Genomic DNA, 21,018 nt, shown 5'->3' on the forward strand with positions numbered 1-21,018 from the left:
TCTAGACGGGTTTGATCCGACGAGCACTTCGAAACGACGCGACATGTGGCGTCGCACATGATTGCGCGGTCACGGCGTTGCTCGACGCAACGTCGCCCAGGCTCCGGCGATGCACGCGATGGCAAGGGCCAGAGGGAGTAGCGCCATCGGTACCACTCGGGGAGTATCGACAAACCACGAACCGATCGCCGGCCACCACCCAGCCCAGGTGATCGCGATCGCTGACAAGCCGAGCAAGCCGAAAAGCCCGGTGAGGGAGGGGAGTAGACCGGTGATCCTCCACCGCTGGTAGATAGCACCTGCCAGCATTGCGATCGAACTGGTCAGCAGCAGCGTCGCGAACAGTGCGAGCAACTGTACGGCGGTGTTGTCGGTGAAATAGCGTGCGATGCCGAACATGCGCATGTGCACACCCCAGCCGTTGGTGGCGGACTCCAGCACGGACAGCAGTTGCAGCGCGATTGCGAAGACTGCGGACTGTGCCAGCGCCATAACCGTGGTGGCAGTGAAGAACTCGCGGCGGGTCACGCTCAGTCCGAGCGCGAATGGGAACGTCTGCGTCATCGACTGGAGGTAGAACGCCAGCACGAAACCGTAGACCGAGAACACACTGCCGGTGAATCCTTCACCCTCCTCGTTCCCGACGATCGCGTAGATAGTGAAGCTGATCAGGAACGAGATCAACAGGATGCCCACCGGCCAGGCGATCAGCAACGGCCACGCGACCGTGTGCAGTTGTAGGACGGCACCGATCCTGGACCGAGCGGGCGTCTTCGGGACCGTCCGTGGCTCTGTCGTTGCGATACTCATACGGTGATCTCCTTGCGCTGCGTCGAAGTCGCGATGACAAGTTCCTGCAAAGATGCCGGTTCCACTTGGACTCCAGCCTCCCGCAGTCGGTTTCGCTCGGTCTCTGTCACATCGGCCTGCAACATGATTCGGCTGTGGGCGCCCAGTGTCTCCCGGCGCAGGACCCTGCCGGACGCAGCAACGGCATCCACCGCATCAATGGGACCGGATACCACCACGGCGCGGCTACGCAGTGCATCCGCGTCTGCGTCGACGACAATCCGGCCGCCGTCGACGACAATCACGTGCTCGAGTAGATTGGCTACCTCGTCGATCAGGTGAGTCGAAAGCACCACAGTGCGAGGATGTTCGGCGTAGTCCGCAAGCAGGCGATCGTAGAACAGTTGGCGTGCAACGGCATCGAGACCGAGATACGGCTCGTCGAAAAGCGTCAGGGGCGCGCGGGAGGCGAGTCCGATGATCACCCCCAATGCCGACCGCATGCCGCGTGAAAGCTTCTTCACCTTGCGACAGAGGGGAAGTTGGAAGTCGTCGAGCAGTGTCTCGGCGAACGCGTGGTCCCAATTCGGGAGTAGATGGCCGGCGGCGACGAGTACGTGCTTGACCTTGAGGTCTTCGGGGTACGTCTGGCTTTCCTTGACGAAGCACACGTTTGCCAGGACGTCGGCATTTTCGAAAGGGGCAGCGCCGAATACCTCGACGTCGCCGCGGGTGTGCAGGTCCTGCCCGGTCAGTATCTGCATGATCGTCGTCTTGCCTGCGCCGTTACGGCCGAGCAGACCGTAGATCTTGTTGCGGGTGATCTCGAACGAGACGTCCGCGAGCGCGTCGACATCCCCGTACTTTCTGTCCACGGAGCGCATCGAGGCGACAAGTTCAGTTTCGTCGAAACGCCTGACTCGGGGCTCGGTCGTTGTCGTGCTTGCGTTCATCGGTCCGCCTTCCTGTCGTCCAGCATGGATTTGAGTTCGCCGAGGGAAATCTGGAGCCGGTCGGCCTCCGTGACCAGCGGCTCGATGTATTGGCGCGCGAACGCTTCTCGTCGTCTGAACCTGAGTGCGTCGCGGGCGCCGACCGTGACGAACATTCCGATTCCCCGTTTCTTGTAGAGGATCCCCTCGCCTACGAGCTGATTGAGGCCCTTGGCTGCAGTCGCCGGATTGATTCGGTGGAACGCCGCCAGTTCGTTGGTTGAGGGCACCTGCCCGTCTTCCGGCAGGGAGCCGTCGATGATCGAGCCTTCGATCTGCTCGGCGATCTGCTGGAACAGTGGTCGTCCGTCGTCGATCACGATGATCGACGCCCGGTGTTCACTGGTTCATTACTCATGTAATGAACCATAGAACGTCGTGGAGCATGTTGGCAATGAGATCGCGGAATCTGGCACCGATGACGTGGGTCTCCGAGCGCTACCCATCGGGGCATTCATCGCAGAGGCTGATGGAACAGCTTGGATGCAGACCAGCTACGACTTCCAGATCCCGGGGCGTTGCGCACAGGCATTGAGCTTCTTCGGAACCATGGAACCGCCGATCTAGGTGGTCGACCACGGGACGGGGCACCTTCGGGTGGCCGGTAGTTATCGCCTCAATGAATTCGGCCACCTCGTCGAAGGCGGCAACTATGTCGCGGGGGTCATTCTGCATGGACGTTGTAGATGGGGAGTTCGCTATGTGTTGAAACGCAAACACCCGTCAGCATCGGCAGTTCGCCACCCACCCGTGAAGCAGGCGAAACCAGAAGCCTCGGCTTCGGGGCGTAACCCGTAGTCGTAGAACGGAAGCCGGACCGCACGCGGCGGTCGGGCTGTTTTTCGTCAACCCAAAGGCGGAGTCGTATCCACCGCAAGTAGGGACTTAGCGCCCCGTTTTGGTGTTTCTGTACTGATTTGCAATCCCGATACGTACGCTTCCGGCCAGGGAATCGGACACTCGACCAGCAGGGGTATCTATGCCGAATGTGACAGTGAAATTCGGGGGTTCAGACCCGGAAACAGCAGACCTCGCACGCCGGGCACTGCAACCAGTACTCGACAGCATCTACCGCACATACCGCAGGAAACCGCTCCCATTCGTCGAAGCCGCACTTAGACGCGCAGGTCGAGGAAGCTTCTCACAAGCAGGAATTGAACGATTTGCCGACTACATTTCAAGAGGAGACCGACCGATCCTCACCACATAGCGGCCGCTCGTGATCACGCCGAAGAGTGAAGCGCTTCCACGGGCTACCTGTTCGACGACCTAAATTGGTCAGTGCCAACTAGGCACAGGTCCATCGTGGTCAACATCAACATCAAGAGACAGCGCCCGCGTCCGAGATCGGTAGCTTGCCTCCCCGTAGCAAGGGCACTCGAGCCAGCAGACGTATTCGATCAAACGGAGCTGAGAAGGCTGATTCAGCAGATGCACATTAATCGACCTCTGTGTGAATTCTGCTCACGGTGCACACTCGCGTGATCAAACCAGTCGGCGCTGTGACATTCGGTTGCTGATCCTATTCGGGGCGGCCTCGACCGACTATTTGGGACCTGTCAAACATAAGCTCCCCTTCCTGGCCAGGAAGGGGAGCTTATGTTTGTGACCACCGCACGATCCACGCATCTTCTGATATGCAGGTTTCAGGCAGAGCTGAAAATGTCATCCACATGCGGTCGGCCGATCTTCTCTACAAGTCGGGAGCGGTTAGTGGCCCTGCGCCTTCTAATGAGAAGGGGATCGTGGAACCGTTCGCCATCGCCACGATCACGTTGACGATAGCAAAGAGGACGTTATCCATTTGAATTCACCTCCTCGCTCCGTCTAGGGCCCGGCAGTATTCGCTACTGCATACAGGGCAGATGTCCTGCTATCGAAATTGAGACCTGCAATGTAAGCGGCGAGCCTGGACCGAATGAGGTGACTGTCCTGATATATCCGAGGCCATTCGAGGAGTTGTAGTCCACCAACCAAGATCCACCAGAAGCACCTGCGCCAAAGTTGCCCGGTTTGGCAGTTGCGTGAGAAGCCGTAGTTCCGAACGTCATAACCAGGGAAGACGCTGCGATGCTTGCGGGGAATGAGGTTTCGACTCTGGACACTTACGGCCTTCTATCGAATTGGGGCCAATCTGCCGGTTTCTAAAGATCTTCGGGAAGGTAGCGCGACGCTAATGTGACAGTCCTCGAAACTGGGGTATTTCTTCGAGCTTTATCCGGCTCTCCGGATTCGGAGTGTATGAGTTGATCCACGGATGATCCGAGCAGGCACAAGATGTAGGTTGGTGAGGGTTTTAATGTGCAGACCGATGGCGTGCGTTGGGACTTACGGTCAGGGCTGTCCGGTACTGAGGAAGAATACGTACTTGATGCTTTTCGAAGGTGATTTTTTGACGCACTTGGGTCCTTTCACAGTTGTGATTGTGAGAAGACCTGCATTCGTGCGTGAGTTGTGGTCCTCGGCGTATGGGTGCGCTACGGCAGATCGTTTTTGCAATATTCAACTGACAAGCTGTGCGGAGTCCGAGCGGAGACAGTTTCCAAACCCATTTGTTGGTAGTCGCGCTCGAATCACTGATGGAAGGCAAACGAACCGAGGTACCGGCGACCATCGGCTTCGAGGTCGACAGCACTCTCCTGACAGTGCGCGCAATGGACACCGATTCAGGCCGGGGCACGACCAGTCGGACGGCATCGATGAACTGCAGAATTCCGAGACGCGGTCCTCTAGCACCCCCATTTTCGTTGGATTCACATTGACTGATCACTGAATGGAGGGGGTTGTGTACCTGCCGTGTACCTGTCACAGGATTTGGGACCCAAACAAGCGAAGTTCGACTGCCCCAAAAGGGCTCTGAACTGCGGAGAATCTGTGGAGCCGATGACGGGAATCGAACCCGCGTATTCAGCTTGGGAAGCTGATGTTCTACCATTGAACTACATCGGCGTCGCAGCCGACCGGACGTGTTTTCACCGCCGATCAACGTGCTTTCCGAACATTATCAGACGAGCTTTCAAGCAGCGGTGTCCCCGGCCGTAATTGATCAACACAGGCGTGTGGAAGTCGGCGCCATCGGTAAATGATTTGCCCACAAGTTCTGCGCGGGAAAGCCTTTCGGCATGGAGAACTTGAGACAGGTGGGGCTGGGCTCTGCCGTGGGAGTCCAGAACCCGCGCATCGTGTTCGGTAACCACAGTGTGATCGCCCCGGCGATGGGTCGGCACTGCCCGCAGAACCGGTAACCTCTACCTGTGCTGCTCTCCGATCGTGACATCCGTGCCGAAATCTCCGTTGGACGTCTGGGTATCGACCCTTTCGACGACTCCATGGTGCAACCGTCGAGCGTCGACGTCCGACTGGACGGTCTGTTTCGGGTGTTCAACAATACGCGGTACACGCACATCGACCCGGCACTGCGCCAGGACGAGCTGACCAGCCTGGTCGAACCGGCAGAGGGCGAGCCGTTTGTACTGCATCCCGGCGAGTTCGTTCTCGGTTCGACTCTCGAAGTGTGCTCGCTGCCGAACGACCTGGCCGGGCGCCTCGAAGGTAAGTCGAGCCTCGGGCGCCTGGGCCTTTTGACGCACTCCACCGCCGGTTTCATCGACCCGGGTTTCAGCGGCCACATCACACTGGAGCTGTCCAACGTCGCAAACCTGCCGATCACGCTCTGGCCGGGAATGAAGATCGGACAGCTCTGCCTGCTCAAGCTCTCGAGCGCTGCAGAGTTCCCCTACGGAAGCTCCGAGGCCGGATCCAAATACCAGGGCCAGCGCGGCCCGACACCGTCGAAGGCGTACCTGAACTTCAACCGCGGCTGAACGAACGAACTTCGGGGGGAGTCGCATGATCGGAATTTTCTACGGTCTGGTTTTCATGAACTTGTTGTTCGTGACCAGCACCGTGTGTTTGATGAAGCCGTCCAAAGCCAGTGTTGTTGTGACCGTCTGTGCAGGGGTGGCGTGGCTGTTCTTCAATGGACCGCTGGAAGGTCAGGTCTTGTGGTCGTTGAACAGAGAACACGGTCTGACGGTCTCGGATCTGATGTCGCTTGTTGCCTTCGGCATCGCCGCTCGTGGTTGGAATCAGGTTCGCAAAGCCCGTGAAACTGTCGACGCAGATCGTTTCTGACCTGCGCGCTCACCTGGATTGACCGCCACGATTCGGACAGATGTTTCGACCTGGAGCACAACAGTCGTCGAATCGGGCACAATTACTGGTTATGTGGTGGATTGTCGGAGGCGTACTACTCGTATGGGTCGTGTGTTCCATTCCGATTGCCATCCTGGTGGGGCGGGGTATCGCGCGTCGGGACCGCGCGGAATTCGACGGGCGAAATCAACAGTGGGCCGACGAGGTTGTCAGGTCGATCGAGAAGCAATCGGAGCAGGACAATGCCGATCGGCGTAAGCCACCACTGATAAGCTGACCAGCTGGACTTTTCCGGAGGTGAGTGGGCATGGAACTTCCATCCGATACTCCCGACGACGTCGTGGCCGCGGCCGCCGGCGGACCAAGGGTTCCGCAGTTCGATCCCACAGTGGGGATTCCGGTAGTTCCGCCAGGGGGAGATGCTCCCCACCGGTTGGTGGTCATCGGCGATTCGCTGTCTCAGGGATTCCAGAGCGGGGCGATCTTCAATACCGATCTGTCGTATCCGGCGATCATTGCTTACCAGCTGGGCCGGCTCGACCAGTTCCGCTTTCCCCGTTACGGCGGCCCGGGCGGGCTTCCGCTCAACATCGAACTGTTGCTCCGCACCCTCGAGGAGCGCTTCGGCCCACGGCTCGACCTCTGGGAGGTGCCGCTCGCACTCTTTGCTGCGCGCGCGTTCATGGATCAGGTAGAGGACTATTGGGAACGCGGACCGGGCAGCGAAGCGCCGACATTCTCGACAATCAACCACAACCTCTCGGTGTACGGGTGGGATCTTCGTGACGCTCTGACCAAGACGGCGCAGGGCTGCGAGGATGCTCTTCACCAACCGCACGACGATTTGATCAGCCAGATCGTCGAGAACAACGGCGAGCGCGCCGCACTGCGAGTTCTGCCGCGAGGCTCCGACGCCGAGAAGCGTATGACCGCGTTCGACGCAGCAGCGGAGTTGGGCAAGGAAGGCATCGAAACTCTGATCGTCTTCCTCGGTGCCAACAACGCGCTCCGCACCGTCACCGAACTTCGAGTCGAGTGGAGCGGCAACAACTTCCGTGATCCGGGCGGCAAGCGCGACTACACGGTGTGGCGGCCTGAGCACTTCGCGTCGGAGTACGCCGAGGTGCTGGCCGCGATCCGCAAGATCAACGCCCAGCACGTCATCCTCTGCACCGTCCCACACGTGACCATCGCACCGATCGCCCACGGGCTCGGGGGGAAGATCGAAATCGGATCCCGCTACTTCCCGTACTACGCACGACCGTGGGTGCGCGACACCGACTTCGACCCACAACGCGATCAGCACATCACCGGCGCGCAGGCGTGGGCCGTCGACACCGCAATCGACATGTACAACGACGGAATCGAGCAAGCCGTCGCGAATGCCCGTCGGGTGGGGAAGGACTGGTACCTCTGCGATATTGCCGGGTTGCTCGAGCGCGTGGCCTCACGGCGCTACGTCACCGACGTCAATGCGCGGCCGTCATGGTGGACGCCGTACCCCCTTCCCAAGGCGCTGACCGACTTGCAACCCGTGCCGGACTCGCTGTTCTTCTCCGCCGACGGTCGCGGCGGCCGCGCTTCGGGCGGCCTCTTCTCGCTCGACGGCGTTCATCCCACGACAGTCGCGTACGGGGTGATGGCGCAAGAACTGGCGAACATCATGGTCACGGCAGGGGTCCAGTTCGACCGCGCTCAGATCGATTTCGACCGACTCGTCCGACGCGACACCTTGGTGCGCACTCCGCCGCAGAATCTCGATTCCACGCTCGGCGTCATCGGCTGGGCCGACGAGCATCTCGGCTTTGCCAAACGTGTGTTCGGCCTCTGACTTTCAGCTTGCCTTCGACATCGTCGGTGCAACGATGCGTTCCGCGTACTCCCGCAGCAGTGCCACCAGGTCTGCGTCGTCGACGGAAAGTCTGCCGGTCGGACCTATCGCAGCCAAGGCACCGACGACACACCTTTCCGCGTCGTGGATCGGGACGGCGACGGCGGAGCGTCCGACACGAATCTCGTCGACCTCACGGGCGGCCTCACCGCGCCGGATCCGCGAGAGCTCGAGTTCCAACGCGTCGCCGTCGGTGATGGTGTGTGCGGTGACCTTTCGCAGTGGGGCCTCGGCCAATTCGGGTCGGTTGGCGAGGAGCAGCTTCCCGATAGCCGACGCGTGAACGGCTGTGACCAGTGTCCGTTCACCACTGAGTTCGTGGTCGGGATCGCGATCGACGAGCCGAATTCTGTTTTCTGCAAACGACGCGAGGTAGACGCCGAACCGTAGCTGTTCGCGGAGTTCTTCGAGGAGCACCGAATTGTCGATGGGTGTGGGTTCGGCGGCAGCCCCGGCTAATTCACGGGTGCGTCGGCCTAGTGCGAAGCCGGAGAGGTCGGCGATCCGAACCAGGTAACCGTCGGCGACAAGGATGTTGAGTAACCGATACGCAGTGGCAGGTGGGATGTCGGCCAGGGCGGCAATGTCCTTGGCGGTGGCTCCCGATCCGAGCCTGGCCGCCGACTCGAGGAGGGCAAGGGCGCGCTGAACCGCTCGGGGTTCGTGCCCACCGAGGTCGCGTGGTCGGCCCACCATCAGCGGGCGCCGGCAGTCGGCTCGCCCACCAGCACGATGTTTCCGGCTGCGTCGGTGGCGAACACCCCAGCTCCTGGTAGTACGTCCTCGGTTTCGGGACTGTCGAAAGCGCCGACGTGCAGCAGACTTTTGGGGCTTCGGCGTCGCAGGTAGAACTGCCAGAGTGTGCCCGAGGTCAGGATCACGAGTACGGCGATCGGTGCAACGTACGCGTGGTCGATCGTGTTGGCATAAACCAGGTAACCGAGGACTATCGCGCCGGCACCACTGCCACACGACGCGGCCGCGAGAACGTCGGGAGTGTGCTCGCCGATCCGTGTCAGGAAGACAACGGATGCGATAGCCGTCAGTGCATAGGCCACGATGACGGCGCCGCGAACAGTCAGTCGAACGTCGTCGAAGATTTCTCCGCGCCCGAGAACGGCAAAGGTTCCGCCGCCCAGCAGGACGGTGCAGACCACGGTAGTCAATGCGAAGTAGGGCGTACGGAAGGCACTGTGAACCGAGGCGAACCGGCGGGGGAGTAGGCGCTCGACACCGAACGAATAGACCAGGCGTGACGCAGCATTGGACGACGCCATCGAGGACGCCAGCCACGAGCACCCCAGACCGACGTTGAGCGCGATTACGACACCGGGGCTCACGCCCGTCGCCGTTCCGTGGAGATAGGCGTTGACGAGGGTGTCACTGCGCCCGGACCAAGCGGCCCAGCCCGCGAAGATGAAGAGCGATCCACAGATGATCGGAGTGAGAAGGACTGTGCGGGTGACGGTTACCAGCGGGCGACGGGCCTCGGGGCCGAAGAAGGCCGCGCTCTCGAATCCGGCGAGAGCGAACACGGCAGCCAGGGCGGTGAGTAACAACCCGTGGCCGGAGGTGGGTGGAACGATCTGTGCTTGTTGACTTCCGGAACCGCCCAGGATCATGAGCCCGACGATGAACAGAAGTGAACAGCTTTCGACGACGAGGATCGCGAGCGCGGCAAATCTGACACTTCGCACGAGAGCGCCGAGAATCAGCAAGGCTATCCCCAGATAGAGCGCGATGACGTGAAAAGTCTTGTCCACGTGCACACCCGCGAAGCCGAGCAATGCGATTGCGGCCTGTCCGCCGTGATAGAGCGTCATCACCGCGCTGCCGACGTACTTGACCAGCATGGCGATGCCGGTGGTCAATGCTGCCCGGGTGCCCAGGCCACGAAAGACGAAGCTGTGCAATCCGCCCGACGCAGCCATTCGGCGAGTGAACTGCGAAACGCAGAAGGCTATGAGCGTCACCAGCACGGTGGCCGCGATGATGGTGATCATCCCGCTCAACAATCGGCCGTGTGTCAGCATGGTGACGGGCAGAACGACCATCGACACAGCAGGGGCAGTGGTTGCCACCGACTGGGCCAGCACTTCGGCGCCCGAGAGTTGCCGACGGCCCAACGCCCGCAGCGGTGATCGCGCCGGGGGCTGCTTCTCGCGCGTGGTGAAGGACCGCGCGATGGCTTCGGTGAGAGCGGACATGTCGCGTCACGCTAGTCCGGTTCTGTAACGCCGATATTGCGGGCATGCTTCCGCTGATCGCACTCGGGTGAGAGAGCCCGATGCTGATGCTCGCAGGTTTCTCACTCGGTCCCCACTGACTGTTTCCTGTGCGTCAAGTTCCGGACCCAACGCTCCTGAAGTCTGTGTTCAACACCAACCACCCGGGTCACCGGGAGCACACTGGGGAGCTCGAATGCCATACACACGTAGATCTTTCATGCGCAGCCTGGGAATCACCGGCGGCGCCGGCCTGGCACTCGGTGCTATGTCGTCCATCGGCCTGGCGCCGGCAGTGGCGTCGACGCCGAGGCGATTTCAGGCACCTGCTGCGGGTGACCTGATCGGAAAGGTCAAGGGAAATCACTCCGTCGTGATCCTCGGCGGCGGACCGTCCGGGCTGTGCTCTGCCTACGAACTGCAGAAGGCCGGATACAAGGTCACCGTCCTCGAAGCACGCAACCGCCCGGGTGGTCGGGTGTGGTCGATCCGCAACGGCACCGAAGAAACCGACCTGAACGGTGAGACACAGACCTGTACGTTCTCGGAAGGGCACTTCTACAACCTCGGTGCGACGCGTATTCCGCAAAATCACAACACCATCGACTACTGCCGCGAACTGGGCGTCGAACTGCAGATGTTCGGAAACCAGAACGCGAACACCTTCGTCAACTACACCGGCAACAAGCCGCTGGCGAATCAGTCGATCACCTACCGAGCAGCCAAAGCCGACACCTACGGATACATGTCCGAGCTGCTGCAGAAGGCCACCAATCAGGGCGCTCTCGACCAGGTCTTGAGCAAGGAAGACAAAGAAGCACTCTCGTCCTTCCTCACCGACTTCGGTGATCTCTCCAGCGACGGCCGCTACGTCGGATCCTCGCGTCGAGGGCACTCCGCGGAGCCGGGCGCCGGCCTCAACTTCGGAACCGAGATCGAACCATTCGGGATGAGCGATGTCATCCAGGGCGGCATCGGGCGTGCATTCTCCTTCGAGTTCGGTTACGACCAGGCCATGACGATGATGACCCCCGTCGGTGGCATGGACCGGATCTACTACAAGTTCCAGGACGCGATCGGGATGGACAACATCGAGTTCGGCGCCGAGGTCAGCGGCATGAAGAACGTGCCGGAAGGCGTCACCGTCGACTACGTCGTCGACGGCAAATCCAAGTCGATCACCGCCGACTACGCAATCTGCACGATCCCACCGCACCTGATCAAGCGGCTGAACAACAACCTGCCCTCCGACATCCTGCTCGCGTTGGATGCAGCCAAGCCGTCGTCGTCGGGCAAGCTCGGTATCGAATACTCGCGTCGGTGGTGGGAGACCGAGGACCGCATCTACGGTGGCGCGTCCAACACCGACCGCGACATCTCCCAGATCATGTTCCCCTACGATCACTACAACTCCGACCGCGGCGTCGTCGTCGCGTACTACAGCTCGGGTAAGCGTCAACAGGCTTTCGAATCGCTCACCCACCGTCAGCGGCTGGCAAAGGCCATCGCCGAAGGCGCAGAAATCCACGGCGACAAATACACTCGCGACATCTCGTCGTCCTTCTCCGGAAGCTGGCGTCGCACCAAGTATTCGGAATCCGCCTGGGCATCATGGGCCGGCGCGGGAGATTCCCACGGCGGCATGGCAACTCCCGAGTACACCAAGCTGCTCGAACCCGTCGACCGGATCTACTTCGCCGGCGATCACCTCTCCAATGCCATCGCCTGGCAGCACGGGGCCTTCACGTCCGCGCAGGACGTCGTGACCCACCTGCATCAGCGTGTTGCGCAAACTGCCTGACGTGCTTCGTTTTCCATCACTTTCTCTGGAGGTCACATCATGAAATCTCGCAGAACCAAGGTCCTTGCAGCGGCATTCGCCGCCACTACGCTACTGGGCTTCGCCACTGCCTGCTCGTCTGACGAGGCGGACGCCGAGACCGCATCGAGTTCGTTCGTCTCGAAATCGATTCTCGAAGCGGGGCAGGCAAACCCGATGATCGCTCAGGGCGTCGCGATCGGCGGCGACACCGCAATCTACAAGACCAGCGGCATCGGCCCGTCGGCAGGAAACAAGGCGGCGCCGGAAGGTTCGCCGGAGTCGTACATCGACGGTCAGTTTTCCGGCGGTGTTCTGCCGGCCGGTGTCACCGTCACCGAGGCGCAGGGCATCAACGTACTCAAGAAGATCCGCGACAACCTCGAAGCACAGGGATTGAGTCTCGAAGACGTCGTGACGATGCGCGTCTTCCTCGACAACGCGCCGGGATCGGACAAGGCCGACTACACAGGATGGAATCGCGCGTACCGGCAGTTCTTCGCCAACACCAATCTCGACACGGGTGACACCGAGTTGGTGCCGATGGGCACGGCCGAGCCGATCGCTCCGATCGAGCGAAACAGCGCCCGGCCCACCCGCTTCGCCCTCGAGGTTGCCGGACTGCCCGTTGCCGGTTGGCTCGTCGAGGTAGAGGTCGATGCGGTGTACCCCGACGGCAAGGAACCCGCCTGATGGGCGCGCTCAGCCCGACTCACTGGGCGATCGTCGCAGTAGTGCTCGTGGTGCTGTTCGGTTCGAAGAAGCTGCCCGACGCGGCCCGGGGCCTCGGCAGGTCGATGCGGATCCTGAAGTCCGAAGTCGGTGAACTGCAGTCGGATACGGACCTCGCGTTGGAGCAGCGAGCCTGACCCCCGTGCGCGGTTGAGGAGCCCCCACACTCCTCAACCGCGCACAGGTCTACTAGATCAGACCTTCGGAACGAGCTACCGACGGTGGTGACGGCGGACCCTTCACGAAGACATCGATCAGCACGTCCTCGTCCTGGTACGACGCGAACTGCGCCAACCCCGGCGTCTGGCGCACAGCCGAATGAACAGCGTCACCGTTTTGCGGATACTCCGGCACGACGTGACGCCAATGGGCGCACAGCAGCGTTCCGCCAGGCTCGAGATGCTCGACGACCTGCAGCATTGCCTCGATGAGCTTTTCGAAGGTCAGGTAGTAGCCGACTTCGCTGATGACGACGAGGTCGAAGGTTTCTTCGGACCAGTCGTCACCCAAGGCCCAGAGCCGAAATTCGGCGTCATGTCCGGTAAGCCTCGCACGAGCGCTCTCGAGTGCGGTCGGGACGATGTCGGTGGCGAGAACGCTGTCGCAGCGCTCGGACAACTTCTCGGTGAGAACCCCGATCGAGCACCCCGGTTCGAATGCGCGACGGTATCGAGGTTTCGGGAGCATAGCGACACTGAGTGCGTACTTCCGCTGCTCGTACCAGCGGGATTCGAAATCCCATGGGTCGGACTGTGCGGCATACATCTTGGCGAAGTAATCCGCGGGGAGTTCACGATCGCTCATACGAACACCGTCTCGTACGGCCTCAGTAATCGTTCCATCGCGTGGCGGGGGAGGATGGGTGCATCCGCGGGATGATCGGAAAGCGGAGCGATCTGTGAAGTGAACTCATTGGTGGCAGCAGATTTCGCAGCCTGAACGTCGGAGGGCAAGGTCACCTTTCGTGCTCTTTCCCACGGGACTGCCGCATGATCCGGCGCGGCCCAATGCCACGCCCAGATGGGATACTCGATCAAGCGCGATCCAGTGTCCGCGCACGCCCTCGCCGCCGCGTCTCCGGTGGCTTCGTGGTCCGGGTGGCCGTCCCCGCGCCACGTGGAGGCGCACCAGGTATCCGCCGAGGAATCACCGAGAATCGAGCTGAGGCGGTCGGTCAACTCCTGTCGGTTCTCGCCGATCTTTCCGTCCGGGATGCTCAATCGAACCGGTGTGGGAATTCCGAGGACACGCGCTGCCCGATCCGACTCGGACCGTCGACGGCGTTCCATCTCGGGCTGAGTCACGGTCGGTGAATCGGGATGCGAAGCTCCGCCGTCGGTGACAGATACGACCTGAACACTGATGCCGGAAAGTATTGCCAGAAGAGCGGTTCCGCCCAGACCGAGTATTTCGTCGTCGGGATGGGGAGCGACGATGATCAATCGTGAGCATCCGGTGAGATCCAGTTCCGGAAAACTTCTTCCCCACTCCCGCCATGTCGATTCGGGAGTACCGCCGTCGTCGACAGGTTTCTGCGCGAACAGTTTCGAGTTCACCACGGCCGTTTCCCCTTGGCTGCAATCCGGCCCAGCTCGGCGAGATCCTTCTCGGCGTGACTCTGCCGCAAGTAGACGGTGAGATCGGCTACCCGTGCGGCGTGCGCGGCGTCCATGCAGAGCGGTGCGGCGCCGAGAGCGCGTCCCACCCGATCCAGGGTCTCGGTAGCGGCGCGCTCGACAATTGCGCGCACACGGAGTGCCCGCTGCATGGCCTCGGCATTTTCGTCGAAGGGATCCGCATCGATCTCGGCCGCCGCGACTGCGAGCGCGTTGCGCGCTGCGGCGAGCGCTGCATCGACCGCGCCGAGGTGTGCGAGTACGTAGGGGTCTTCGCTGCTTGCAGCCTTGTCGTACAACGGATCAGCGACGCCGCAGGCGCCGCCGTACCAGCATGCAGCCACGCCGATCGCGCCGTGCCAGAACCCCGGGCGGCTCAGGTAGTCGCCTGCCGTCCCGACCGGTATGGCCGGAACCATGTCGAAGTCGACCGCGCTGGAGTCGCTTTCGGCCATACCGACGGCCTTCCACGAATCGGGAACGGGATGCACCCCAGGTAGTCCGAGCTCGACCGCGAAGAGGGAGGGGACACCGTCGACCAAGGCGGTGATCAGTGCATGCGTGCAGGTGTTGGCGCCGGAACACCACAACTTGCGACCGGTGAGCGTCCAGATCCCCACGTGCTCAGACGCATTCACCACAGGTTCGGGTGGCTCGGCCGCCCACACTCCCCACAGCTGCCCGGGTTCGGGATCCGGTCCGTCGAGTTCGGTGAGTATCGCGACGGCATCGGTGTGAGCCTCAGCCATCCGGCCGAGAACCACATTCTCCCGTGTGAGCTCTGCCAGGGAGGTCCACCGTGCGGCCGTCGCGCCGCCGCCGGGCAGCGGCAAGTACAGTCCACCTGCGTCCAGGAGTGTGTGTAGTCGTTTCATCGTGCCAGCTCCGCTTCTTCGTTATCGGCGGTCGTACCACCCAGGTTACGGATATGTCCGGCAAAGCCGCCCGGAGTTCGGCCGTCGAGACGCGCAGACGTGGTGACCGCAATGTCCTCTGCCCACGCGATACAGGCACCGGCCTCGCTCAACCGCCGGACGAGATCGACATCCTCGTCTTCTTCGAGATCGCAGAATCCTCCGACGTCCCAGTACATATCGGCGCGGACACCGAGGTTGGCACCGTGGACGTGACCGTGTCGACCATAGGGGTGTGCGTGGTACATACGTTCGTACCGTTCGCGAACGGAGTGCGGATGGCCTTCCCAGTCCGCGATGCGAACGGTGCCCGCGACGACGTCCGCAGTACGCGCATACTCCAATTGGCGCGCAATCCAGGTGGGGCCGACCACCGAATCGGCATCGGTCGTGGCGAACCACGCTGAGGCCCCCAAATCCGAGCCGAACGCAGAGAAACCCGTCGCTCGCGAACGGCCGACGTTCTGATGCTCGACGCGGAGTACTTCCACCCCGTCGGGGATGACCCCCGCGGTTCCGTCCGAACAGTTGTCGAGGACGGCAACCACTCGGACGGGGACAACGCAAGCCGACGCCGCTGTTGCGAGTGCACGAAGGCAATTGGGGAGGTCTTCGGCTTCGTTGTGGGCGGGAACTACGACAAGAACCTGGTCGATTGGCACAGTGACGATCCTTTCCTCACCCTGGTACGGTCGGGTCTTCTTTCGTCCCGGTTCTCAACAGATAACCACATTTCGGACGGGTGCCGCCGCGCGACCGCCAGCAGCCGTGCAGGTCGAAAACTGTTTCGGTGAAACATCTCTGGATACGTTTGAGAGATGTGCCGGCGGGGTACAAGACGGGGTTTTGCGACTGTGCTTTCGGGTGCAAAACGGGGTTTTGCACCGAAGAATCTTCAGAACCGGCGGTGGCGCACCGAATCGACGAGCATCCGGGCCACCTCGTGCAGTTTCACGTTGGTGTGCTGCGATTGCTGAACGAGTCGGCTGAATGCTTCGTCGGCGTCGATGCCGTGGATGGCGATCAGCACGCCCTTGGCTTGTTCGATCTCGGCACGAGATTCCATGGCGCAGTGCAACTGTTCGATGTGCTCGTGTGCCTGACGCCAGCGTCGTGAATCTGCGATCGCCGCGCCCGCACCGGCGGTGAACAATTTCATCAACTCTTCGTCGAAGGGCTTGAACTCTGTCGAGGCGAATCCGTAGACGTTGAACGCGCCGAGAAGTTCGGTGCTTCCTTCGCCCATGGTGAGCGGCACGGACAAGTAGGACCGGACACCCTGTTTCCGGGCCTCGGCGGTGAATTCCGGCCATTTGTCGTCGTGATCACCCACCTTCGACCGAACCGACGACATGGTGCGCGCGGCGTCAACGCACGGACCACGATCGGCGGAATGCTGGGCATCGTCTATCGCGGAAAGGTAGTCCGCGGTAGATGCAGCAGTTCGTGGGCCATCGGCGGACAGCACCGTCACGCTGACAGCATCGGCATCCGGCAGCGCTTTGACCGCCGTCTCGGCCAGACGTTGGAGCATGGAGTCGAGATGCGCGTCCGTGTTCAGAGTGGACCGGAGTCCGGCAATCGCTTCGGCGAGGGTGTCGAGCGAATCTGCTGCGGAAGCAAACGCCGCGGCTCCCTCTGGGGTGTCCGCATTGCCTGTCATGATTCAGGTCTACTCCGCAAATTGCGGCGATGTAACCGTTCCAGGCGGTCTTTGCTTCGATGTTGCATGAAATCCGAGGTTCCTGGGTAGCCGCACGCAGCGATGTGCGATGTCGCCTGAAAAAGAGGAGCCGATGATGATCCTGCGTTTACCTGGTGTGTATCCACCGCAACACGACACGTCGTTACTGGCGGATGCGCTGCTGTTCGAGCGCCTCACCGCTCGCAGTCGGGTGCTGGATCTGTGCACGGGGACCGGCGCCCTCGCTGTCGCGGCATCCGCGGCAGGCGCAGGCCACGTCGTCGCGGTCGACATATCTCGCCGCGCGTGTGCCAATGCTCGTCTCAACGGGATCCTCAACGGAACCTCGATCGACTCCCGTCGTGGCGACCTCACCGAGGCGGTGCACGGCGAACTCTTCGATCTGGTGATCTCCAACCCGCCGTACGTCCCTGCTCTTGCAGATGATCTCCCTACCGCTGGAATCGAACGTGCTTGGGACGCAGGAAAGGACGGACGCGCCCTCATCGACAGGATCGCAGCCACCGTTCACGAGGTGCTCGTCCCGGGCGGCACACTGCTTCTCCTGCAATCGGTGCTGTGTGGGGTCGACAAGACCGAGGCGATACTCGAAGAACACGGTATGGCCGTAGAGATTTCAGCCCGGAAGTACGTTCCCTTCGGGCCCGTGATGCGCGAGAGGCGCACCATGCTCGAGGCACGAGGGTTGATCACCACCGGTCAGGAAATCGAACAACTCGTGATCATTCGCGCAACGAAGTCTTGCCCTTCTCCCAACTCGATGTGAGGTGATCGCCGAGAAGATCGTCGAACGCCAGGCACGCTGCGGCGCCGAACAAGATGTCATCAGTGCGGTGCGGCTGCGAAGAAGCGAGACCGCCGGCAAGGTCCCGAACGGCGATCTGTTCGTGAACGGAATCCGCTTCCACGTGCTCGTCGTAGAACAGTGTCGCGCCCGAACCGAATCCGAGTCGGCGCAGTCCTGCGCTGTATCGTTTGCTCGGCAGCGCAGACGTGGTCTCGACAGCGCACAGGTGCCCGACCAGCGTTCCGAGATGGCGGCGATGAAAACCGAAGAGCGAGAGAGCATTCAACGACGCCAACGTTACCGCGGGAACAGAATCGATGTAGTGGCCGTAGCGGTCCGAAAGACCTACAGCCCGCATGGTGTCGGCAAAAAGACGCGAATGCATTCGCTCTGCGCGACCGCCTCCGTACTCGTCGCTCTGCACTTCGACGAGGGCGGCCTTGACGGCACCGGAGAGACGCGAAATTCCGAGGGTGTGCACATCCGCCTCGCGGAGCTGATTGAGCGAACGGTGAATCAGCACCTCCGAGAACTGATCGATCGTTGCATCTTTCGCCATGAAGGACGCAAGACCTGGGCCTGCACTGGGGGCGGTCAGCGACCAGAGGTCGGCCACGACGTCGCCAGACGACTCCACTGTCCCCACGAGTTGCGCGATGGCGGACTCGAAACGCTCTTCGAGCCGAGACCGCACCGCGAGCAGGTCCGGATTCCACTCCCACTTGTCCGAGACGTTCTCGATTCCCTGCAAATGAAGCTCGTAGAGGAGCGTCAGGGTCAGCTGAGCGTCGTCGTCACGAAGAATGTCGTAGGTGAGGTCGGTGGACTGTGCATCCTCGTACGCGTCAGCGGCAGCCGTAATCTCCCTCGGATCGGCCGAGGAGCGCAGAATGGAAACGAGAGTGGCGCTCAGTGGGCCGCGGGCCTGTGGAACAGGCATGGAAGTGGGCACGCCAGTGGCCGAATCGAGAACTGAAGAGGACATATGACCGCGTTTCCCGAATCGTCATCTGCCGAAACACCGAGTGTTCCCGGTAACAACACCACCATAACCGCCTGCACGGACGGCCCGCTGCTGGTGCGTGGTGACTTCGAGTTGCTCCGTGACGACGGAACCCCGATAGAGAACAAGCGCTCTACGGTTGCATTGTGTCGATGTGGGCGGACCGGCATCGCGCCGTTCTGCGACAGCTCCCACAAGAAGAAGCGGGCGCGAGCGACGTAACCGGTGCCAATATTCGGAACAAGCCCGACCCGTGAACCAAGACGACCCGGAAACCAAGAAAAGGCTGGATGCCGGCACCATGCGGTGCAGCGTCCAGCCTTTTCAGTCTGAAGTCAGACTGGGATCGAACTCAGATGGCGCGAACGTTCTGAGCCTGGGGGCCCTTCTGGCCCTGTCCGATCTCGAACTCGACCTTCTGGCCCTCGTCGAGGGACTTGTAGCCGCTGCCCTGGATCTCCGAGTAGTGAACGAACACATCCGGTCCGCCACCTTCCTGCTCGATGAATCCGAAGCCCTTTTCACCGTTGAACCACTTGACACTGCCCTGAGCCATAACCAAATTCTCCTGGATCCATCGAGCCGAGCCCTCCCATCGAGAGTCCGGTCTCACACCTGATCCTGCCATGCTCTTCTTTTTCTGTCTCCAATTACATGCATGGCGAGTTGCAGTATTTGACGGCTTTGTCCCGTTCCGGGACCACGTCGGAAGCAGGTGATTGTTCAACTATGCGCGTTTACCTGCTGTGATGTATTCGTCCCTTCGATGCAGCGCGAAATGACAACACCTGTGTTAAATCTGGATTCGCGGCGCAGAATGCCACCCCGATACCGAGGAGGGGACCAAATACCCAACTCGATCGGGGTCGAGATCAGTCCGAATCGTCGGGTTTGGCGTGCCCGTCGAACGTCACATGGATGTTCTCGTGGGGAACCGCGCGTTGTGCTTTTGCTTGATCGGCGAAGGTGCGCCGATCGCCTTCGATGAGTTCGGTGTTGTCGGTGAACGGAGCCAACAACGCCCGCGGATGGAGTTTGTCGACTCGCACGACGTTGATTTCCGCACACATGACGATCGAGGCTGCAGCGAGGAACAAGAAGGCCAACAAACCCAGAACGATGGCAAAGACGCCATTGGTGGTGGAGGCACCCCGCACCACAGAGGTCACATAGAGGGCACCGAAGGACTGAAGTGCTTGCCAGAGAACAGCAGCGGCGATCGCTCCAGGTGCCACATCGGCTACCGAGAGCGGGCGGGCGCAGGTGAGCCGGAAAGCGACGATGAAGATGCCCGCATTCAAGACGACTACCGCAAGGGTCAGCAGGAAGCTGAACGAACCGCCCAGATGAAGCGCACCGCCGATGTTGGAGACAGCGGTGGTCCCCAAGATCGCGAGACCGATCGTGCCGAGGAGTAGTAGCCCTTGGAGACGCCCGCGGATGGGATCCGGTCGCATGTTTCGGGGCACCGACCACACCGTGTTCATCGCGTTCTGGCAAGCCAGAGCGACACCGAGGCCACCGTAGAGACCACCGACGATTCCGATCACCAGACCTGTGACACCGCCGCCGATCTGTTGCGCATTGCCCAGGTCGTCACCGATCACCGGAAACTGATGCAGCGCGGAGTCCAAGATCTGTTGCTGAAGCTCAGGGTTGCCCGACAGCACGAAGCCGAGAATGGTCGAGAGCAACAGAAGAAGAGGAAAGAGCGAGACGAAGCCGTAGTAAGCGATCAGCGCGGCTAGATAAACACCTTGATCGTCGAGGAACTTGTAGAGGACCGCTATCGGGAACCCCAGGGCCGGATGCTTCTGTTGCAAGGCATCGAGGCGCTTGGCGATTGTCATTCTCGGTTCTCTCTCAGCTCGTCGGACAGCCCGACGAACCTTAGTCGCTGCGAGCGCCCGGCGCTCGACGCCGGTGCAGCCGTCGCGTCAGGAGGCTTCGAGTGACTTCTCTGCTTCGTCGAGCGCGCGCATTGCTCCCTCGACAGAGTTGGTGACCGGGAATTCCTCTTCCGCCCGCGCCGCGCGAAGCAAGCGTCGAAGCGGGTGTGACCCGATCGCGGCCCACTGGAAGTCGTTGGCTCGCGAACGGGAGTTCAGCTCGGCGAACAGTTCGAGGCAGACCGCACCGACGAACAGTGAGTTGGACAAGTCCAGAATGACGCGAGACCACTCCGCAGCGTACGAGTTGAGAAGTTCTCGTAGTGCTGGGGCGGAGAGTTTGTCGAGGTCGACGTCGACCTGGATCAAGACTGTCGAGGGCGCTATCCGCCAGGCCGCGAAACCATGCGTTTCCACGATCGGCCCCAATTGTGTTGAGGGATCGATGGAATCGATCGGTGTGTGGTCGAGTTCATTCAGATTCATGGCAGATCCGGTCTG

General features: G+C 61.3%; 24 protein-coding genes and 1 tRNA gene. 10 read left to right on the plus strand and 15 right to left on the minus strand.

Translation table 11 applies throughout. The annotated features are described in order from the left end of the window. Positions 1 to 69: 69 nt before the first annotated feature. Genes ATN38_RS14605 through ATN38_RS14615 form a run of 3 tightly spaced genes read right to left on the minus strand, consistent with a single transcriptional unit; the run spans position 70 to position 2,101 of the window. Complete coding sequence (locus ATN38_RS14605; protein ID WP_218748167.1) at positions 70 to 810, minus strand: ABC transporter permease; 741 nt, start codon at positions 808 to 810, stop codon at positions 70 to 72. Then, positions 807 to 1,742, minus strand: coding sequence for an ABC transporter ATP-binding protein (locus ATN38_RS14610; protein WP_218748168.1), 936 nt, complete (start codon positions 1,740 to 1,742; stop codon positions 807 to 809). Before ATN38_RS14610 ends, ATN38_RS14605 begins: the two co-directional genes overlap by 4 nt. Next, positions 1,739 to 2,101, minus strand: a complete 363-nt coding sequence (locus ATN38_RS14615; protein WP_042452337.1) for a GntR family transcriptional regulator — start codon at positions 2,099 to 2,101, stop codon at positions 1,739 to 1,741. Before ATN38_RS14615 ends, ATN38_RS14610 begins: the two co-directional genes overlap by 4 nt. A gap of 58 nt (positions 2,102 to 2,159) precedes the next feature. Between ATN38_RS14615 and ATN38_RS14620 the strand changes: the two genes are divergently transcribed. Continuing rightward, on the plus strand, positions 2,160 to 2,348 hold the full coding sequence (locus ATN38_RS14620; protein WP_042452334.1) for a hypothetical protein: 189 nt from the start codon (positions 2,160 to 2,162) through the stop codon (positions 2,346 to 2,348). Positions 2,349 to 4,656: 2,308 nt separating this feature from the next. Here ATN38_RS14620 and ATN38_RS14625 read toward each other — a convergent pair. Beyond that, a tRNA-Gly gene (locus ATN38_RS14625) sits at positions 4,657 to 4,730 on the minus strand. 173 nt (positions 4,731 to 4,903) lie between these two features. Between ATN38_RS14625 and ATN38_RS32770 the strand changes: the two genes are divergently transcribed. The 4 genes from ATN38_RS32770 (at position 4,904) to ATN38_RS14640 (ending at position 7,767) form a co-directional block, all read left to right on the plus strand. Next, positions 4,904 to 5,026 carry a hypothetical protein gene (locus ATN38_RS32770; protein ID WP_256261805.1) on the plus strand — a complete coding sequence of 41 codons (123 nt, stop codon included), beginning with the start codon at positions 4,904 to 4,906 and terminating at the stop codon, positions 5,024 to 5,026. 9 nt (positions 5,027 to 5,035) lie between these two features. After that, positions 5,036 to 5,605, plus strand: a complete 570-nt coding sequence (gene dcd / locus ATN38_RS14630; RefSeq protein ID WP_003943702.1) for a dCTP deaminase — start codon at positions 5,036 to 5,038, stop codon at positions 5,603 to 5,605. Between the two features lie 25 nt (positions 5,606 to 5,630). Further along, positions 5,631 to 5,915, plus strand: coding sequence for a hypothetical protein (locus ATN38_RS14635; RefSeq protein ID WP_042452329.1), 285 nt, complete (start codon positions 5,631 to 5,633; stop codon positions 5,913 to 5,915). 328 nt (positions 5,916 to 6,243) lie between these two features. Then, positions 6,244 to 7,767, plus strand: coding sequence for a hypothetical protein (locus tag ATN38_RS14640; RefSeq protein WP_042452327.1), 1,524 nt, complete (start codon positions 6,244 to 6,246; stop codon positions 7,765 to 7,767). A 3-nt stretch (positions 7,768 to 7,770) separates the two neighbouring features. On the opposite strand, the gene ATN38_RS14645 is transcribed toward ATN38_RS14640, so the two are convergent. Next, positions 7,771 to 8,523, minus strand: coding sequence for an IclR family transcriptional regulator (locus ATN38_RS14645; RefSeq protein WP_007726535.1), 753 nt, complete (start codon positions 8,521 to 8,523; stop codon positions 7,771 to 7,773). Beyond that, complete coding sequence (locus ATN38_RS14650; RefSeq protein WP_218748169.1) at positions 8,523 to 10,034, minus strand: APC family permease; 1,512 nt, start codon at positions 10,032 to 10,034, stop codon at positions 8,523 to 8,525. Before ATN38_RS14650 ends, ATN38_RS14645 begins: the two co-directional genes overlap by 1 nt. A gap of 238 nt (positions 10,035 to 10,272) precedes the next feature. On the opposite strand from ATN38_RS14650, the gene ATN38_RS14655 reads away from it, so the two are divergent. From ATN38_RS14655 to tatA, 3 genes are read left to right on the plus strand one after another with little or no spacing between them, the layout of a single operon-like run. Further along, entirely contained in the window at positions 10,273 to 11,853 is a 1,581-nt protein-coding gene (locus tag ATN38_RS14655; RefSeq protein WP_003943721.1) for an FAD-dependent oxidoreductase, read from the plus strand. 39 nt (positions 11,854 to 11,892) lie between these two features. Then, positions 11,893 to 12,564: a Rid family hydrolase gene (locus ATN38_RS14660; protein ID WP_076948780.1), complete on the plus strand. Its 672-nt coding sequence runs from the start codon at positions 11,893 to 11,895 to the stop codon at positions 12,562 to 12,564. Next, entirely contained in the window at positions 12,564 to 12,740 is a 177-nt protein-coding gene (tatA, locus tag ATN38_RS14665) for a Sec-independent protein translocase subunit TatA (protein ID WP_218748171.1), read from the plus strand. The genes ATN38_RS14660 and tatA overlap by 1 nt, the downstream gene beginning before the upstream one ends. Positions 12,741 to 12,792: 52 nt before the next feature. Here the strand turns inward: tatA and ATN38_RS14670 are convergent, their stop codons facing one another. From ATN38_RS14670 to ATN38_RS14690, 5 genes are all read right to left on the minus strand, one after another. Beyond that, positions 12,793 to 13,407, minus strand: coding sequence for a class I SAM-dependent methyltransferase (locus ATN38_RS14670; RefSeq protein WP_007726541.1), 615 nt, complete (start codon positions 13,405 to 13,407; stop codon positions 12,793 to 12,795). Further along, positions 13,404 to 14,162, minus strand: a complete 759-nt coding sequence (locus ATN38_RS14675) for a PIG-L deacetylase family protein (protein WP_003943643.1) — start codon at positions 14,160 to 14,162, stop codon at positions 13,404 to 13,406. Before ATN38_RS14675 ends, ATN38_RS14670 begins: the two co-directional genes overlap by 4 nt. Continuing rightward, positions 14,156 to 15,094, minus strand: coding sequence for an acyl-CoA dehydrogenase (locus ATN38_RS14680; protein ID WP_208689803.1), 939 nt, complete (start codon positions 15,092 to 15,094; stop codon positions 14,156 to 14,158). The genes ATN38_RS14675 and ATN38_RS14680 overlap by 7 nt, the downstream gene beginning before the upstream one ends. Next, the gene (locus ATN38_RS14685) at positions 15,091 to 15,795 is read right to left on the minus strand and encodes a glycosyltransferase family 2 protein (protein ID WP_042452319.1); all 705 of its coding nucleotides are present in this window, start codon (positions 15,793 to 15,795) and stop codon (positions 15,091 to 15,093) included. Before ATN38_RS14685 ends, ATN38_RS14680 begins: the two co-directional genes overlap by 4 nt. 233 nt (positions 15,796 to 16,028) lie before the next feature. Then, positions 16,029 to 16,796 carry a GAF and ANTAR domain-containing protein gene (locus ATN38_RS14690; protein ID WP_204856238.1) on the minus strand — a complete coding sequence of 256 codons (768 nt, stop codon included), beginning with the start codon at positions 16,794 to 16,796 and terminating at the stop codon, positions 16,029 to 16,031. Between the two features lie 109 nt (positions 16,797 to 16,905). On the opposite strand from ATN38_RS14690, the gene ATN38_RS14695 reads away from it, so the two are divergent. Next, on the plus strand, positions 16,906 to 17,604 hold the full coding sequence (locus ATN38_RS14695; protein ID WP_037131016.1) for a HemK2/MTQ2 family protein methyltransferase: 699 nt from the start codon (positions 16,906 to 16,908) through the stop codon (positions 17,602 to 17,604). Here ATN38_RS14695 and ATN38_RS14700 read toward each other — a convergent pair. Beyond that, positions 17,561 to 18,610: an iron-containing redox enzyme family protein gene (locus ATN38_RS14700; RefSeq protein ID WP_136472452.1), complete on the minus strand. Its 1,050-nt coding sequence runs from the start codon at positions 18,608 to 18,610 to the stop codon at positions 17,561 to 17,563. The genes ATN38_RS14695 and ATN38_RS14700 overlap by 44 nt on opposite strands. On the opposite strand from ATN38_RS14700, the gene ATN38_RS14705 reads away from it, so the two are divergent. After that, positions 18,611 to 18,850, plus strand: coding sequence for a CDGSH iron-sulfur domain-containing protein (locus ATN38_RS14705; RefSeq protein ID WP_003943717.1), 240 nt, complete (start codon positions 18,611 to 18,613; stop codon positions 18,848 to 18,850). It abuts the gene before it with no gap. 130 nt (positions 18,851 to 18,980) lie between these two features. Here ATN38_RS14705 and ATN38_RS14710 read toward each other — a convergent pair whose 3' ends face one another. The 3 genes from ATN38_RS14710 to ATN38_RS14720 all read right to left on the minus strand — a co-directional run bounded on the left by ATN38_RS14710 (position 18,981) and on the right by ATN38_RS14720 (position 21,003). After that, a complete protein-coding gene (locus ATN38_RS14710) occupies positions 18,981 to 19,184 on the minus strand; it encodes a cold-shock protein (protein WP_003943666.1) in 204 nt (67 codons plus the stop codon). A gap of 316 nt (positions 19,185 to 19,500) precedes the next feature. Beyond that, positions 19,501 to 20,478: a YihY/virulence factor BrkB family protein gene (locus ATN38_RS14715; RefSeq protein WP_204856239.1), complete on the minus strand. Its 978-nt coding sequence runs from the start codon at positions 20,476 to 20,478 to the stop codon at positions 19,501 to 19,503. An 87-nt stretch (positions 20,479 to 20,565) separates the two neighbouring features. Beyond that, complete coding sequence (locus ATN38_RS14720) at positions 20,566 to 21,003, minus strand: STAS domain-containing protein (RefSeq protein WP_058038940.1); 438 nt, start codon at positions 21,001 to 21,003, stop codon at positions 20,566 to 20,568. Positions 21,004 to 21,018 lie beyond the last annotated feature (15 nt).

This window comes from Rhodococcus sp. FH8 (assembly GCF_019266085.1).
Taxonomy (GTDB): Bacteria; Actinomycetota; Actinomycetes; order Mycobacteriales; family Mycobacteriaceae; genus Rhodococcus_F; species Rhodococcus_F qingshengii.

Excerpts from the sequence above, each read along its gene's own strand:
- ATN38_RS14680 (WP_208689803.1), bottom strand. The coding sequence starts at position 15,094 with ATGAAACGACTACACACACTCCTGGACGCAGGTGGACTGTACTTGCCG.
- tatA (WP_218748171.1), top strand. The coding sequence starts at position 12,564 with ATGGGCGCGCTCAGCCCGACTCACTGGGCGATCGTCGCAGTAGTGCTC.
- ATN38_RS14650 (WP_218748169.1), bottom strand. The coding sequence starts at position 10,034 with ATGTCCGCTCTCACCGAAGCCATCGCGCGGTCCTTCACCACGCGCGAG.
- ATN38_RS14705 (WP_003943717.1), top strand. The coding sequence starts at position 18,611 with ATGACCGCGTTTCCCGAATCGTCATCTGCCGAAACACCGAGTGTTCCC.
- ATN38_RS32770 (WP_256261805.1), top strand. The coding sequence starts at position 4,904 with ATGGAGAACTTGAGACAGGTGGGGCTGGGCTCTGCCGTGGGAGTCCAG.
- ATN38_RS14610 (WP_218748168.1), bottom strand. The coding sequence starts at position 1,742 with ATGAACGCAAGCACGACAACGACCGAGCCCCGAGTCAGGCGTTTCGAC.
- ATN38_RS14655 (WP_003943721.1), top strand. The coding sequence starts at position 10,273 with ATGCGCAGCCTGGGAATCACCGGCGGCGCCGGCCTGGCACTCGGTGCT.
- ATN38_RS14700 (WP_136472452.1), bottom strand. The coding sequence starts at position 18,610 with ATGTCCTCTTCAGTTCTCGATTCGGCCACTGGCGTGCCCACTTCCATG.
- ATN38_RS14660 (WP_076948780.1), top strand. The coding sequence starts at position 11,893 with ATGAAATCTCGCAGAACCAAGGTCCTTGCAGCGGCATTCGCCGCCACT.
- ATN38_RS14640 (WP_042452327.1), top strand. The coding sequence starts at position 6,244 with ATGGAACTTCCATCCGATACTCCCGACGACGTCGTGGCCGCGGCCGCC.
- ATN38_RS14635 (WP_042452329.1), top strand. The coding sequence starts at position 5,631 with ATGATCGGAATTTTCTACGGTCTGGTTTTCATGAACTTGTTGTTCGTG.
- ATN38_RS14715 (WP_204856239.1), bottom strand. The coding sequence starts at position 20,478 with ATGACAATCGCCAAGCGCCTCGATGCCTTGCAACAGAAGCATCCGGCC.
- ATN38_RS14690 (WP_204856238.1), bottom strand. The coding sequence starts at position 16,796 with ATGACAGGCAATGCGGACACCCCAGAGGGAGCCGCGGCGTTTGCTTCC.
- ATN38_RS14670 (WP_007726541.1), bottom strand. The coding sequence starts at position 13,407 with ATGAGCGATCGTGAACTCCCCGCGGATTACTTCGCCAAGATGTATGCC.
- ATN38_RS14695 (WP_037131016.1), top strand. The coding sequence starts at position 16,906 with ATGTCGCCTGAAAAAGAGGAGCCGATGATGATCCTGCGTTTACCTGGT.
- ATN38_RS14720 (WP_058038940.1), bottom strand. The coding sequence starts at position 21,003 with ATGAATCTGAATGAACTCGACCACACACCGATCGATTCCATCGATCCC.
- ATN38_RS14605 (WP_218748167.1), bottom strand. The coding sequence starts at position 810 with ATGAGTATCGCAACGACAGAGCCACGGACGGTCCCGAAGACGCCCGCT.
- ATN38_RS14645 (WP_007726535.1), bottom strand. The coding sequence starts at position 8,523 with ATGGTGGGCCGACCACGCGACCTCGGTGGGCACGAACCCCGAGCGGTT.
- ATN38_RS14710 (WP_003943666.1), bottom strand. The coding sequence starts at position 19,184 with ATGGCTCAGGGCAGTGTCAAGTGGTTCAACGGTGAAAAGGGCTTCGGA.